12 protein-coding genes and 2 tRNA genes are annotated in these 14,307 nt (G+C 43.9%); 4 read left to right on the top strand and 10 right to left on the bottom strand.

All coding sequences use genetic code 11. From position 1 onward, the window contains the following. Positions 1 to 76 precede the first annotated feature (76 nt). The gene (pth, locus tag AB8P72_RS00985; protein ID WP_068404711.1) at positions 77 to 658 is read left to right on the top strand and encodes an aminoacyl-tRNA hydrolase; all 582 of its coding nucleotides are present in this window, start codon (positions 77 to 79) and stop codon (positions 656 to 658) included. 153 nt (positions 659 to 811) lie between these two features. Further along, positions 812 to 1,192 carry an aspartate 1-decarboxylase gene (panD, locus tag AB8P72_RS00980; protein ID WP_045443274.1) on the top strand — a complete coding sequence of 127 codons (381 nt, stop codon included), beginning with the start codon at positions 812 to 814 and terminating at the stop codon, positions 1,190 to 1,192. Positions 1,193 to 1,265: 73 nt separating this feature from the next. Here panD and AB8P72_RS00975 read toward each other — a convergent pair whose 3' ends face one another. The 3 genes from AB8P72_RS00975 to AB8P72_RS00965 form a co-directional block, all read right to left on the bottom strand. Beyond that, positions 1,266 to 1,919, bottom strand: coding sequence for an RDD family protein (locus tag AB8P72_RS00975; RefSeq protein ID WP_068405779.1), 654 nt, complete (start codon positions 1,917 to 1,919; stop codon positions 1,266 to 1,268). Positions 1,920 to 2,167: 248 nt separating this feature from the next. Then, positions 2,168 to 2,244, bottom strand: a tRNA-Arg gene (locus AB8P72_RS00970). A gap of 184 nt (positions 2,245 to 2,428) precedes the next feature. Next, positions 2,429 to 2,518: transfer RNA gene (locus tag AB8P72_RS00965), tRNA-Ser, on the bottom strand. A 466-nt stretch (positions 2,519 to 2,984) separates the two neighbouring features. On the opposite strand from AB8P72_RS00965, the gene AB8P72_RS00960 reads away from it, so the two are divergent. Continuing rightward, on the top strand, positions 2,985 to 3,779 hold the full coding sequence (locus tag AB8P72_RS00960; RefSeq protein ID WP_068405782.1) for a hydroxymethylpyrimidine/phosphomethylpyrimidine kinase: 795 nt from the start codon (positions 2,985 to 2,987) through the stop codon (positions 3,777 to 3,779). A gap of 103 nt (positions 3,780 to 3,882) precedes the next feature. Here AB8P72_RS00960 and AB8P72_RS00955 read toward each other — a convergent pair whose 3' ends face one another. The 5 genes from AB8P72_RS00955 to ppx form a co-directional block, all read right to left on the bottom strand. Continuing rightward, positions 3,883 to 4,452: a YggT family protein gene (locus tag AB8P72_RS00955; RefSeq protein ID WP_068405786.1), complete on the bottom strand. Its 570-nt coding sequence runs from the start codon at positions 4,450 to 4,452 to the stop codon at positions 3,883 to 3,885. Between the two features lie 167 nt (positions 4,453 to 4,619). Continuing rightward, positions 4,620 to 5,453, bottom strand: coding sequence for a pyrroline-5-carboxylate reductase (gene proC / locus AB8P72_RS00950; protein ID WP_068405789.1), 834 nt, complete (start codon positions 5,451 to 5,453; stop codon positions 4,620 to 4,622). Positions 5,454 to 5,621: 168 nt separating this feature from the next. Next, positions 5,622 to 7,217 carry a tRNA lysidine(34) synthetase TilS gene (tilS, locus tag AB8P72_RS00945; protein ID WP_068405792.1) on the bottom strand — a complete coding sequence of 532 codons (1,596 nt, stop codon included), beginning with the start codon at positions 7,215 to 7,217 and terminating at the stop codon, positions 5,622 to 5,624. A gap of 175 nt (positions 7,218 to 7,392) precedes the next feature. Beyond that, positions 7,393 to 8,196, bottom strand: coding sequence for an acetyl-CoA carboxylase carboxyltransferase subunit alpha (locus AB8P72_RS00940; RefSeq protein WP_193031594.1), 804 nt, complete (start codon positions 8,194 to 8,196; stop codon positions 7,393 to 7,395). 294 nt (positions 8,197 to 8,490) lie between these two features. After that, positions 8,491 to 10,032, bottom strand: a complete 1,542-nt coding sequence (gene ppx / locus AB8P72_RS00935; RefSeq protein ID WP_193031592.1) for an exopolyphosphatase — start codon at positions 10,030 to 10,032, stop codon at positions 8,491 to 8,493. 434 nt (positions 10,033 to 10,466) lie between these two features. Between ppx and AB8P72_RS00930 the strand changes: the two genes are divergently transcribed. Next, positions 10,467 to 10,892: a DUF962 domain-containing protein gene (locus tag AB8P72_RS00930; protein WP_102077301.1), complete on the top strand. Its 426-nt coding sequence runs from the start codon at positions 10,467 to 10,469 to the stop codon at positions 10,890 to 10,892. 99 nt (positions 10,893 to 10,991) lie between these two features. Here AB8P72_RS00930 and AB8P72_RS00925 read toward each other — a convergent pair whose 3' ends face one another. Together AB8P72_RS00925 and hemL are read right to left on the bottom strand one after the other, a co-directional pair. Beyond that, on the bottom strand, positions 10,992 to 12,722 hold the full coding sequence (locus AB8P72_RS00925) for an AMP-binding protein (RefSeq protein WP_369957925.1): 1,731 nt from the start codon (positions 12,720 to 12,722) through the stop codon (positions 10,992 to 10,994). Between the two features lie 267 nt (positions 12,723 to 12,989). Then, positions 12,990 to 14,291 carry a glutamate-1-semialdehyde 2,1-aminomutase gene (gene hemL, locus AB8P72_RS00920; protein WP_193029901.1) on the bottom strand — a complete coding sequence of 434 codons (1,302 nt, stop codon included), beginning with the start codon at positions 14,289 to 14,291 and terminating at the stop codon, positions 12,990 to 12,992. Positions 14,292 to 14,307: the final 16 nt, after the last annotated feature.

Below are 14,307 nucleotides of genomic sequence, written 5' to 3'. Positions count from 1 at the left end.
GTAGGATAAAGACGATTTATTCATCTTACTTTTCAAACCTTATCACTCATTTATTAAATTTAAGCAGGGTGTTTTTATGGCCATAAAGCTTATTGTCGGTCTTGGTAATCCTGGTCAGCAGTATATGTTTACGCGTCATAATGCCGGGTTTTGGTTCGTCCATCATTTGGCGCAGCAGTTTAATATTGCCCTCGCCCCTGACAAAAAATTCCACGGGGTGACGGGACGTGGGCAAATTCATGGTCACGATGTGCGCCTGCTTATGCCTCTAACCTTTATGAATAAATCTGGTCAATCGGTGGTGCCGATGGTCAATTTTTATGGCATTAACAATAATGAGCTGCTGATTGCCCATGATGAGCTCGATATTCCCGCTGGCAGTATCAAGCTTAAAACCGACGGTGGTCACGGCGGGCATAACGGTCTGCGTGATATCACCCCGCACATTGGCAACGACTTTCATCGCCTGCGTATCGGTATCGGTCATCCGGGTCACAAGTCTAAAGTCAGCGGTCACGTATTATCGAAAGCGGCGCCTGATGAGCAAATGGCTATCGATAGCGCGTTAAGTGCTGCTTTTGACGCCTTACCGTTATTATTAGATGGTGATATTGAAAAAGCGCGCTCGCAGATTAATGGCTTTAAATTACCAGAATAATCTGCCGTTGATGGCAAACATTTAAGTCATTTAAATCGCCAAAGCGTAAATTTAGCCGTGACTTTTAGGCAAATAACTTTTATTCTACTTACCCTGTCCCCATTAAGCTTTTGATTTGGTTCATTTATATCAGTTACCCTAAGGAAGCAACTTATGCTACTTAATATGCTCAAGTGCAAATTACATCGCGCCCGTGTTACCCATGCTGAACTGCACTACGAAGGCTCATGCGGTATCGATGGTGACCTACTAGACCTCGCTGGTCTGCGTGAAAACGAATCTATCGATATCTACAATGTCACCAATGGCAAGCGTTTTCGCACCTATGCGATTCGCGCTGAAGCGGGCTCTGGCATTATCTCGTTAAACGGTGCCGCCGCGCATATGGCAGACCTGGGCGATATCGTCATCATTTGTGCTTATGCCCATTTTGATGAAGTAGAAGCCGCTACCTATCAGCCAAAACTGGTGTATTGCAATGAAGACAATACCGTGAAAGACACTGCCAATATCATTCCGGTACAAGTGGCTTAATTATCCATGACTGCTATTTAAGTGATCAATAAAAAAGCTGAATCTAATTAAGATTCAGCTTTTTTTATGCTATTTATTTATCCTGCTTACGGTTTCTAATCACCCGCCATAGCCCTTCATTTTCTGTTTTCGGCATTTTTAAAGTGATGGTATTTGATAGCATGTCTTGTATTGCCAAACCGCGACGATTAAACAGACAAAAGGCATAGTTGAAAACAAAGCCCAAAAAAGCACTGGTCAATAAGATAGCGCGTGAACCACCGATGACACTACCGATGAGTCCAAATATCAGCGGCATCAGGCTCGCCGCCAAGATACGTTTGAACGACTGCCCCCACGTAAGCAGGTGACCATCATTATTGACCGTTTTTAAGCGCCACGTTTGCATACCTAGTGTTTGCCCACCGCGGCGCCAAAATAGCCCGTAGAAGCCCACCAGCGTCAGGATAAACGAAGGGGTCATAATAAAGTTTTGATACCATGTCGGTAGCGATCTGGCTTGCTGTGACTGCGTGCCCGTCTCCATCGTCAATAGCGTACCAATTACTGTCAGCACCGTACCAACCAAAAACAGTAGTGCCAAAATCAACATACCATCATAAAGGATGGCCGCCATACGCGTGCCTGGCTTGGCAATCACTGCCTCTTCGGCAACGGAGTCTTGATGCGCTGAGTTGTTGCGTGGCGATTTTGCTTTAGTAGCAGCTTTTGGTGATGATTTTGACATGATACCAGCCCATAACAAGCGAAAAATAGAGCGCTCATTGTACCGTAATTCAGGCGCTTAGCGTACCTTATGATAAGACAAGACTTTTGGTACAAGGGCAGGAGAATTTGAGTTTAGGAAAAAACATCAATACCAGATTGTACTGCTATAAAAATGACAGACATAAAAAAATCGCCAAATTGTCATAAGACAGGCGATTAATTTAGTTTAGCTTAATGGTTACATGAACAAATAAGCTAGTATGCAAATGGTGCGCTTGGAGAGATTCGAACTCCCGACCCCTTAGTTCGTAGCCAAGTGCTCTATCCAACTGAGCTACAAGCGCGTACTTTGCACATTATCTACTGAATTATTCAAAAACAATTGCAGTAAATTAGGTTGGTTATTATATAGATAATCTCGCTTGTGTCAACTTATTTTTTAATTAAATTCAAATTATTTTTGAATGTTAATCTAAAATATCATTAACGCTATTTTTGCGTCATTACTCTTTATAACAACTGAATAAATGGCGGTGAAGGAGGGATTCGAACCCTCGATACGCTTACACGTATGGTTCCTTAGCAGGGAACTGGTTTCAGCCACTCACCCACTTCACCGGACGATTTAAGACGCTTATCAAAATATTTTTATAAAAACTATTTCTCTAAACACAGTATCGATGCTAATGATACGTCTTATGCCGTGGGCGAGTATTATAACAAAGCCGAAACGAATTGCAAGCCTTGTCTACAGATTTAATGCCGCTTTTGTCATAATTGTTAATTTAAATGGTTTTATTATTCTCTAGGCATAAGGAATATCTTATTTAGCGGTGAGTTTCAGAATTTTTAGGTTTTATTACTTATAGTCAAAATATCCCAAAATCGCTACGGGATTGCTGATATCAATTTTTTGTAGCCTCTGTCTGCGCAGGCACAGCAAGCAAGAAAAATTGATATCAGCAGATGTATTGATATTACTTTCCACTGATTATATTTACCAAAATCTGCTGGCTATGGCTTTTTGGTCAATGGATGGCTATAGTATTTATCATTCATTATAGGACAAATAAAAGGAAGGGTTATGCGACCGGTAGTACTGTGTTTTTCAGGATTGGATCCGTCAGGTGGTGCTGGATTACAAGCGGATATCGAGGCAGTCGGTCAAGCAGGCGCGCATGCCGCCATCGCTTGTACGGCAATCACCATTCAAAACTCGCAGCAGGTATTTGGTTTTGAGGCTTGTGCTGCCGCCTTGCTAGAAGCGCAGGCGACCACAGTGCTCGATGATTTACCTGTGCGCGTGATTAAGTCAGGTATGCTTGGCACCACTGACAATATCGCTATGCTGACGCGTTTATTTGCTGAACAGGTTATCGCAGCTGAGACGCCATTTGTACTCGACCCGGTATTGGTTGCCAATAGCGGCGGTAGCTTAGGTGATGAGCAAACCTTGGTAACGGCGTTTAGAAAACTACTGCCCTATGCGGCGTTAATCACCCCAAATACGCATGAGCTACGCGCCTTAAGCGGCGAGCAAGATTTGCATATCGGTGCGCAAAAACTATGCGCCCAAGGCACTCAAGCGGTATTGGTCAAAACTTCACACGACTTTGATAGCGGTGATATCGAGCAATATCTATATATCAAAGGCGAAATGGTGCATAAAAGCGTTTTACCGCGCCTAAAAGGCGAATTTCACGGTTCTGGTTGCTCATTAGCGAGCTTTATCGCTGGACGTTTGGCGATGGGTGACGCGCTTATCGATGCGGTAAAAGCGGCAGATAGTTGGATTACCCAAACGCTGCGTGCCGCTGATGCGCCGCACCCTAATAATGCCAACGCTCAATTGATACCCAATCGCTTTGTAGAATTTTAGAACAATCTATAGATGGTAAATAAAGAAAGGCGCTCTATATTTTATAGAGCGCCTTTTGTATCTTTTATAGAATCGCTAGTTTTTTAAATTTTATTAAGCCAGCCTAACCCAACATCGGCATAAAGCTAGATGCTAAGCCACCGATAAAGATTTCCAGCAGATAAAAGGCAAAGAAAGCAATCATTGGCGATAAATCAATCATGCCCAAATTTGGCGTAATACGACGAAACGGCGCTAAAATTGGCTCAGCCAACATAACAATAATACCAATAATCGGATGCTGAGACTGGGTAAACACCACAATCCAGCTGACAATGATAGAACCGATGACCAGATAGCGGCACATGCGTAAAAAGTCTAATATCAAGCTGATAGTACCAGTAAAAAATAGCGGCACAGGCGCGATACCTTTATGGGTCAATGCCGCCTTGCCAGAGATATCAATCAGGCGAATTAAAAACATCAAGACAATGGCAGCAATACTGATACGACCTTGGCCGACGGTGGGGAAAATACGCCCAAATACATCAACGATATGGGTGGCTCTATAAGCAGGCGCAATCATAGGGTTGCTGGCATCCATGCCTGCAAACTGCAGCATAAAACGGATAAATACCAACATCATGGCGAAGGTGGTGATCAAATCAAAAATTTGCAATAACAGGTTGTTCATGAAGTGCTACTCAAGGTGACATTATTAACGGGTTTTAGGATGACGAATGTCATTATCAGGCATTTTTATGACTTTAAGTTTTTTATGACTTTAAGTTCTTATAATTATTAATAAGGCATCTCATCAACCGCGACATGCCCTATCAATAGCGTACTAGCTATTCAGTACTATTTACTCATCTCTTCGCTTAGCGCTTGGCTACGATCGGCGCAAGCTTGCATGGCTTCAACGATTTGACGGCTGATGTCATTGGCCTGCATGGACTCGATAGCTGCTTGGGTGGTACCATTTGGTGAAGTGACTTTACGGCGTAGCTCGCTTGGTGCATCTTCACTACGCAGCGCCATTTTCGCCGCGCCAAGCATGGTTTGCATCGCTAGCGCTGAAGCTTGCTCTTTATCCAATCCTAACGCGACTCCGCCATCGACCATCGCTTCGATAAAGTAAAACATATAAGCGGGCGCTGAGCCTGATACGGCGGTGACCGCATGCATGTGCTCTTCATTATCGACCCACATGACCAGACCTGACGCTTCCATTACCGCAGTTGCCAATTGCTTTTGTTCGGCAGAAATATTATCCGTACCGTACAGACCAGTCGCACCCATTTGAATCATCGCTGGCGTATTTGGCATCGCACGAACAATATTGCTATAGCCGCCTAGCATATTTGATAACAGCGCAGTCGATAATCCTGCTGCCACTGAAATCACCAGCTGCGTGTCTAAAACGTCAGCAAAACCACTGACCACCACTTTCATGACTTGCGGCTTGACTGCCAATACCACGATGTCAGCACCGATAACCGCCGCTTTTGCATCGGCCGTTGGATCGACCGTATTCAATCCTTTAGCAGCCAATTGCTCGCGCGCATCACTGCTCGGATCAGCAACGGTAATCAGACTCGGTTTGACGCCGCAGCTGATAAGTCCACTAATCAAAGCCTGCGCCATATTACCGCCACCGATAAAGCTGATTTTTTTATTATCTAATACTGACATACGTGTCTCCTATTCAAAAAATGCAAAGGCACTCAAACTAACATAATGATAGGTAAAATGACACTCAGTTTACCATACTGCTACTGGCGTCGTTTGATAAATTGAAAGACTCAGTAATGGCGTTGCTGTTTAAGTAATTATCACTATAGAACGCACCATATTTATTATTTAACAGGTTTTATGCAGAGTTAAATGGCTGTTGATAAATGCGACAAGCTGTTTTACATCTACACTAATATTCGCCTGCTCAGCATTCAACGCCCAGCTTTCAAAAGGTGATAATAATAAAATAGGCAGTTCTATCGGGCAATCGTTCTCTAAAGGCTCATTTTTACTACTTTCTTTATTCATAAAAGTAACGCTCACTACTACCAAACTCTCACGCAGCCATGATGGAATAGCCAAGGTTTGATAGAGTTTTTTACCAGATTGCGGGCGCGATGCCAGTGCGGTTTGTATACGCTGTTGCCTGTCTAATGGTGCAAAGGTTACCTTCACCTTATATTCATAGCTTTTTAATAGCTGCGTTACTTCATTTGGCAAAACTTTTAATTGCCAAGCAAATTTATCCTCATTACGTAAATTAATTGCAACAGGTTGTCTGCCAGTTGCCTGAACATCAGCCTTAATAAGATTAGACTCAGTAAAATTAGATAAGGTTTGAGTCTGCTTGGCAAGCGGCAACTCTAACCACTTGAGCCAATCACTACTTAAACGATAAAGCTGCTGACGATAGCGGCGAATGCTATAGGAATGCTTGCGACCTTGCCAAAAAAGCGCCGTTTGATGGTCATTATCATCACGTTGGCTTAGGCTTAACACATCATCAACGAGCTGTTTGGCTGTCGGTAATGGCTCATCTTGACCAAGCCAATGATGCAATAATTGTCGCTGACGATAAATCGGTAGTTTTTGCAATTTATCTATATTTAGCACGCGCTGGGCAGGCGGCAGCTGTAATGAGGCAACCTCTGTGTGCTGCAAATCCTCGCTTGCTTGGGCATTGATTATTAATTGCGCGTCACTTAATAACTGCGCGCTACGGGCAATATTATCAATAACGTTGGAGTTATAGCTCGCCAATATCGGCATGATGTCTCGACGTAGGCCGCTACGCACATTATCACCAGCATCGTTGGTTGGATCGTCGATATATGGCAGCTTTAAACGCTGAGTATAGGCGCTGATAGTGGCGCGTTTGATAGTCAGCCACGGTCGCCATAATACTATGCGAAGTGTGCCCTGCGTTTGAATGCGCCACGGCTGCATACCAGACAAACCATTCACCCCAGCGCCTTGAATCAGACGCATTAAAACCGTTTCCGCTTGGTCATCGGCATGATGAGCTAATAATAAAACGTCATCTTGATTAAGCTGCGCGCGCATCGCATCATAGCGCGCTTGCCGTGCGGCTTGTTCATCTCGACCATTGAGCTGCGCCTGTAAAATTCGACAGGGTATATTTTGCGCCTTCGCCCAATTAGCAACGTGCTGCGCCCAAGCGCCACTAGCCGCTTGCAGATGATGATTGACATGCAGTAATTGCGGCAAAAATGGCAGTTTACCGTGGCGATAAAGCTGCACACATAGCGCTGCTAATGCCAACGAATCTCGCCCCCCGCTACACGCCAGCCAAACTCGCCGACCATGTAGTTGCTCGCCATATTCAGCTAGACTTTTTAACAATGCCTCTGCTAGAACAGCATCGATAGGCAGTTCTGCAACTGGCTCAATGGGGTGTGGAAGGATGGCGCTACTGGTCATAATCTTTCTTATTTATTAGGTGGTTTTATTTACGTATCAATCAATTAAAACATAAACAAGTCGGCACAAAAAAACGCGCCATAAAATGACACGTTTTTATTTTAACATTAAGCGCAAAGCGATGTCGTTAAAAGCTAAGTCTAAGTAACTTAGCAATATACTTTCATATAAATGCTTAGCAAGGCAACATCACTTCTGAGTTAAAGGACTTCAATTTCTCATAACGCAGCTCGCAGCGCTCATCCGCATCCATATCTTTAAGCTCATCTAATTGCTCAACAATTAATGCTTTTAGCGCCGTCATGACTGGCTGCGGCTGAAGATGAGCACCCTCGCCTTCATCGATAACTGCGTCAATTAGGCCCATTTGATAAAGGTTAATGGCATTCAGTTTTAATGCTTCACTGGCATCTTGGGCTTTTTCCGCAGTTTTCCACAGAATAGACGCACAGCCTTCAGGAGAAATGACTGAATAAATACTGTTTTGGAGCATATTTACTTTGTCGCCAACGCCAATTGCCAATGCGCCACCTGAGCCGCCTTCACCAATAATAGTGACGATAACAGGTACTTTAAGGCTAGAGAACACAGCGATACTTTCGGCGATGGCTTGCGCTTGCCCGCGCTCTTCAGCACCAATACCGGGGTAGGCGCCTTGGGTATCGACAAAGGTCATCACCGGAATATTAAAGCGCTCAGCCATTTTGACCAAACGAATGACTTTGCGATAGCCTTCAGGGTTTGCCATGCCAAAATTATGTGCGATACGCTCACGTGTACTACGACCACGATGCTGACCAATCACCATTACAGGCTGACCATCTAGGCGCGCAAGACCGCCAAGAATAGCCTTGTCATCGGCATAAGCACGGTCACCATGTAATTGATCAAATTCGGTAAACAGCTGATTGACATAGTCCATAAATAATGGACGTTTGGCATGCCGTGCAAGCTGAACGCTATCCCAGACGGTACTCATAGACGCTTCCCTTTCATAATTCTATATAATGTGGTGATGGTTAATAATGGCTGTGTTAGTTAATACTGTTATTATCGACTCTCAAATAATGAAAGTACAGTTGTAAACTCAATAGAAGCTATAGTAGCACATCTTAAATCGCATGGCATTACTGACAACGCCGCTTTTGTTACGTTAATCCGTAGCACCATTATTATAATAGTAACGGCTTCGCATTAAGAATCAGTATTAAGAATCAGTATTAAGAATCAGTATTAAGAGTCGGCATTAAGAAACAGTATGAGCAATCAGCGCTTATGCCTCAACCATACTTCCATCAACAACACTCAGCTTTACGCCCCATTTAGCAAACTGCTCAATCTCCGTATGCAAGTCTGACAATAAGAAAGTATAGTGCTCACTACTTTCACCAACGGTAATTTGCCAGCGGTTATTGTCAATCACTTTTAAACCCAGTTTTGGTAATTCATGCTCGCTACGGCTATGATGCGCAAGCACCGCCAAACGTAGCAGCAAACACAGATAAACCAGCGAATCGCCACCGATTATACAAGCCTGCTCTAACATATCCGCTTTGAGCTTACGGCGATGATTGAGCATCAGCTGCGCCATGCGTTTTTGATCGACCTGCGAAAAACCTGGAATATCAGAGTATTCAACCAAATAAGCACTGTGTTTATGATAGCCGCTATGCGCAATTGCTAAACCGATTTCATGTAATGACGCTGCTCGTCTAAGTAAATCACCATCTTCTGTACTAAGTCCGAGCTTTTCTTTGACTTGCTCAAATAAACTGCGGCTGGTTTTGACCACTTGTTTGGCTTGTTTTTTATCGCCAGAGTAGCGTTTAATCAGCGCAAGCACACTGCGGTCACGCACATCTTCGCTAGCAAAACGTCCAAGCATATCGTACATAACGCCTTCACGCAGCGCGCCATCTGAATACACCATGGTCTCAATGCCGAGCACTTTCATCACCGCTCGCAATACCGCAACGCCCGCTGGGAAAACCGCTTTACGGTGTTCTTTGACGCCTTCTAATTCAATGTCATCGACGTTGCCAATTTTAAGCAATAATTTTTCTAACTTTTTAACACCTTTATAGGTGATGCGTTCTTGTTCATCTGCCCAGCCTTTTGACACAAGGACGTTGCGTACCGCTTTAATGGTGCCACTTGAGCCAACCACACTACTCCAGCCGGTTTTTTGGTAACGGCCATTAATCGCCAGCACTTCTTTGCGCGCCGCTGAGATGGCATTATTAAAGGCTTCTTTGGTAATCAGGCCATCGGAAAAGTACTTCTGGGTAAAGGCGACGCAGCCCATCTGCAAGCTTTCGGTCAATAACGGATCGAACTCTTGACCGATGATAAACTCTGTCGAACCGCCGCCGATATCAATAACCAACCGCTTATCGCTACTGGCATTGGTATGCGAAACGCCCAAATAAATCAAACGTGCCTCTTCACGTCCAGCGATAATCTCAATCGGTTTGGGCAAAATTTTATTGGCACGATTGATAAAGTCATTGGCGTTTTTTGCTTGGCGTAAGGCGTTGGTTGCTACCACGCGAATACGCTCGGGCGGCACCGAATCCAAACGTGCCACAAAGCGGCTTAAGCATTCAAGCCCGCGCTTTTCAGCCGCCGCGCCCAAGATATTATTCTCATCGAGTCCGGCAGCGAGCTGCACCTTTTCAGACATAGACACCACTTTTCGCACTTCACCGTGGTCGAGACGCGCAATCGCCAGATGAAAACTGTTGGAGCCGATATCAATAGCGGCCATCATTTCATCTTCAGCAAGTGGTGGATTTTTTAGGTAGTCTTTGGGCATAAGCGAGATTATTACCGTATTAGATAAAGTGATATTTAAAAGCCTTCAAGCTTTTAAAATAAAGAATATGAGCAAGTTTTGCCATTAAAGCATTTATGCCAAACGCTGGCAAGTCAGCGGCTACCATCGCTAAACACAGCTTGCAAAAACATTCAAAAATCTAAGAAAACTCGATTAAATACTGGCTAAACAGTGATTAAACCAGAACCTTAAAGTCAGTCTCTAACGCTTGTTTTAATGCAATCGGTTTGCTACATTGAAAATGCGTTAGAATCTCATAATTAGCCGGTATATTGTAATAGATAATAAGCACTTACTTATATTATAAACATTGGTTATATAAGCTCATTACATAAAGCAGCCCTCAATTTTGCGATTGAGCATTCATAACTCATTGATGATTTAAAATAACTCATTTGCAAGGAAGCAAAGTCATGAATCAAGCCACTACCCAAACCTCACAAAACAAAGCTGCCCAAACTGAAAATGCCGATACTCATATTAATAAACAAAGTAATGGCAAGCTTATCAATATAGCAGACCCAGCCAAGCATCAATTTTATGACTTTTATTTAAATGAACATCAAAACATGGCGTGCCGCCGTTTGCACTTCGCCGGTAGTAGCTTTGGCTTATTAGGCTTAGCAAAGTCTGTCAAAAATCGCTCAGCCAAACCGCTGCTTAAAGGTATTGCCGCAGGATATGCTTGCGCGTGGGTTGGCCATTTTTTCTTTGAGAAAAACAAACCGGCTACTTTTAAATACCCATTACAAAGTTTTGCTGGTGATATTCGTATGTTCACCGATGTGCTCCGCGGTAATTTAAGTTTAAAAGACCGTAAGTTTGATAAAGCGCGTTAAATTTATTGATAATAAACAGACAAAATAAAAACTGGGCCAGTTTAAGACGCTAGCCCAGTTTTTTATGTCGTTATCAAAAATCTATTATTTAGCAGCTATTTAGCGTAAAGACTTACGAAGTATTTTACCTACAGCGGTTTTCGGTAACTCATCGATAAAATCGTAAGCTTGCGGACGCTTATAACCGGTCAAACGCTCTTTGGCAAACGCCGCCAATTCCTCAGCCGTTAAGCTGGAATCTCTTTTAACCACAAACGCTTTTGGCACTTCGCCACTGTGCGCATCTTCAATGCCAACGACAGCCACCTCGAGCACTTTAGGATGTTCCGTCAGCGCCGCTTCCACTTCATTTGGATATACATTGAAACCCGAAACCAAAATCATATCCTTTTTACGATCAATCAATGTCAAAAAGCCATTTTCATCTAACATGCCGATGTCACCGGACTTAAAGTACCCATCATCGGTAAAGGTCTCTGTATTATCCAAACCCCAATAACCCTGCATCACTTGTGGCCCTTTAATCCCCACTTCGCCGGGCACGCCAACAGCGCAGGCGGCTCCTTGCTCATCAATGATTTTGATATCCATCATGGCTAAAGGTAATCCGACGCTGCCATTAAAGCTATCTATCCCTGGTGGATTAAAAGAGATAACCGGCGACGTTTCTGACATGCCATAACCTTCATTAATAATCATGCCTGTAGCGCGCTGCCATCGGTCAGATACCGCTTTGATAATCGCGGTGCCGCCACCGATAGATAGTGCCAAGCGACTAAAATCAAGCTCGGTAAACTTTGGATGATGGAGCATGCCGTTAAATAACGTATTGACCGAAGGAATCACATGCGGCTGATGCTGTTCAATGCTATTTACTAAGCCATCGATATCGCGCGGATTGGCGATCAATATATCTTCCCAGCCGCCATAAATACCCAGTAAACCACAAACCGTGAAGGAGAAAATATGATAGAGCGGTAAAGGGTTAAGTATCTTGATTTGCTCGCTGCGACCTGCTTCGACAACGCTGCCAAACATTGCATAACACTGGCAAATATTCGCCATCAAATTATAATGAGTAAGCATCGCGCCTTTTGGCTTACCCGTTGTGCCGCCCGTATACTGGAGTAACGCCAAGTCTTCGCGCGTGATGGTCGGTGGCTGAAACTGATCTGCATGGTACGCTTGCATAATATGAGCAAAGCTCACATAACGTTCTTGATGAGATTTTGCAACTGTAAGCTCATTTTCACCGTCATTTTCGGTTGAACAATGAATACTGTTAAGGATAGCAATATCGTTATCGATAAGCTCAGCACTCGGATTGATAGAACAATGTACGACTAAAGACAGTTGCGCTTTAACCTCATCATCCAATTTATCGAAAGCTGCCGACATACCATCGACAATCACCAATCCACACGCTTGAGAGTCTGTCAGCTGATGGGCCAACTCATACTGGGTATACATCGGATTGACATTTACCAATACTACCCCTGCGCGCAGACAACCAAGCAGCACCACCGCATATTGCAATATATTTGGCAATTGCACCGCAACACGGTCGCCCTTTTGAATGCTTTGTGCTTGTAAAAAAGCAGCAAAGCGGCGACTTGCAACATCTAACTGAGCAAAATTTAAGGTGGCAGCGCCCATGCTAAAAGCAATAGCGCTACTGTGCTGATCAATTTTTGGTTGTAATAAATCAAGCAGGTTGTCCTTACCGTTTAACACATCCAAATTATTTTCCAAGCCATATTGCTCGTAAGCTCGCTGCCATAATGGCGGAACACGGCTACTTGGCGCATTATTTTCAAAGCTATTATCCATCAAATTGCATCCTTGCTAAAACGTGATTGGTGCTCTCAGAATAGCACAACTTAGTCGTTGTATTATAGGTTCTAGAACAAGGATACTTTTAGGTTATAGATTATTTTCAAGCCTAAAAAACTTCCACTATTTATTAAAAATCCGTTTTTATTAATATGCAGGCACAAAAAAACCAGCACGATAATCCTGCTGGTTTTTATGTTGCAGATATAAATTCTAAAGAACATTAAACTTTAAATTTTAGACAAGTAATTTTAACCAAATGATTTACGCTTTTGCCATTTCAGCAAAAATCTCATCAGCGGCGTTAATAGACGCTTCAATGTCTACACCACTATGCTTGATCGACATAAAGCCCGCTTCATAGGCAGATGGCGCAAGATAAATACCGCGCTCTAACATGCCATGAAAAAAGGTATTAAACACATCCATATCGCACTCGGTGACGTCATCGAAGTTTTGCGGTACGTTTGTCGCCTTGTCTTTAACAAAGAACATCCCAAACATGCCGCCCAATTTATTGGTGCGCATATTGATACCATGCTTGTCCGCCGCCGCTTGGATACCATCAATAAGCTGGTCTACTTTCGCAGATAATTGATCATAAAAACCATCAACGGTTAAGTCTTCAAACATCGCGATACCGGCGCGCATGGCCAGCGGGTTACCTGATAACGTACCCGCTTGATAAACGCCGCCAAGTGGCGCGATACAAGACATCACTTCTTTTTTACCACCGAAAGCACCAACCGGTAAACCGGCACCGATGATTTTACCAAAGCAGGTTAAATCAGGGTCAATGCCAAAATGCGCTTGCGCGCCGCCAAGTCCGACGCGAAAACCGGTCATGACTTCATCAAAAATCAACACCGCACCATTGGCGGTACATTCTGTACGCAAAGTATCATGGAATTCTTGGGTCGGAATGACCATATTCATGTTGCCGGCGATTGGTTCGACAATCACGCAAGCAATCTCACTACCCCATTTTGCAAAGCATTCTTTAATCGCTTGTGGGTCATTATAAGGAATAGTAATCGTATGCTTGGCAAAGTCCGCTGGCACGCCTTTTGAGGTCGGCTCGCCAATATCTAGCATCCCTGAGCCCGCTTTTACCAGTAAGCTGTCGGAATGACCATGGTAGCAGCCTTCAAATTTGACGATTTTGTCACGCTCAGTAAAGCCACGCGCCAAACGAATCGCGCTCATGGTCGCTTCTGTACCTGAGCTTGTCATGCGAATCATCTCAACACTTGGGACGATGTCGCAAATCTTATCGGCCACGGTGGTTTCAAATGGCGTTGGTGTACCAAAGCTCAAACCATCATCAGCGGCTTTTTTAACCGCATCAATGACTTTTGGATGCGCATGACCCAAAATCATCGGCCCCCAAGAGCCGACATAATCGATATAAGCATTGTCTTCGGTGTCATAAATTTTGCTGCCGCTAGCACGGTGCATAAAGATAGGCGTACCACCAACGCCAGCAAAGGCGCGAACCGGTGAGTTTACGCCGCCAGGAATATGTTTGCGGGCTTGTGCAAAGAGTTGTTCATTTTTAGTGCTCATAATTAGTCTCTACTTA

The organism is Psychrobacter sp. CLB018, assembly GCF_041222815.1.
Lineage (GTDB): Bacteria > Pseudomonadota > Gammaproteobacteria > Pseudomonadales > Moraxellaceae > Psychrobacter > Psychrobacter faecalis.
This window is presented reverse-complemented; position numbering and strand designations above follow the sequence as displayed.

What these genes read in the sequence shown, in the direction of transcription:
- pth (WP_068404711.1), top strand. Translation starts at nt 77, where the DNA reads ATGGCCATAAAGCTTATTGTCGGTCTTGGTAATCCTGGTCAGCAGTAT.
- panD (WP_045443274.1), top strand. Translation starts at nt 812, where the DNA reads ATGCTACTTAATATGCTCAAGTGCAAATTACATCGCGCCCGTGTTACC.
- AB8P72_RS00975 (WP_068405779.1), bottom strand. Translation starts at nt 1,919, where the DNA reads ATGTCAAAATCATCACCAAAAGCTGCTACTAAAGCAAAATCGCCACGC.
- AB8P72_RS00960 (WP_068405782.1), top strand. Translation starts at nt 2,985, where the DNA reads ATGCGACCGGTAGTACTGTGTTTTTCAGGATTGGATCCGTCAGGTGGT.
- AB8P72_RS00955 (WP_068405786.1), bottom strand. Translation starts at nt 4,452, where the DNA reads ATGAACAACCTGTTATTGCAAATTTTTGATTTGATCACCACCTTCGCC.
- proC (WP_068405789.1), bottom strand. Translation starts at nt 5,453, where the DNA reads ATGTCAGTATTAGATAATAAAAAAATCAGCTTTATCGGTGGCGGTAAT.
- tilS (WP_068405792.1), bottom strand. Translation starts at nt 7,217, where the DNA reads ATGACCAGTAGCGCCATCCTTCCACACCCCATTGAGCCAGTTGCAGAA.
- AB8P72_RS00940 (WP_193031594.1), bottom strand. Translation starts at nt 8,196, where the DNA reads ATGAGTACCGTCTGGGATAGCGTTCAGCTTGCACGGCATGCCAAACGT.
- ppx (WP_193031592.1), bottom strand. Translation starts at nt 10,032, where the DNA reads ATGCCCAAAGACTACCTAAAAAATCCACCACTTGCTGAAGATGAAATG.
- AB8P72_RS00930 (WP_102077301.1), top strand. Translation starts at nt 10,467, where the DNA reads ATGAATCAAGCCACTACCCAAACCTCACAAAACAAAGCTGCCCAAACT.
- AB8P72_RS00925 (WP_369957925.1), bottom strand. Translation starts at nt 12,722, where the DNA reads ATGGATAATAGCTTTGAAAATAATGCGCCAAGTAGCCGTGTTCCGCCA.
- hemL (WP_193029901.1), bottom strand. Translation starts at nt 14,291, where the DNA reads ATGAGCACTAAAAATGAACAACTCTTTGCACAAGCCCGCAAACATATT.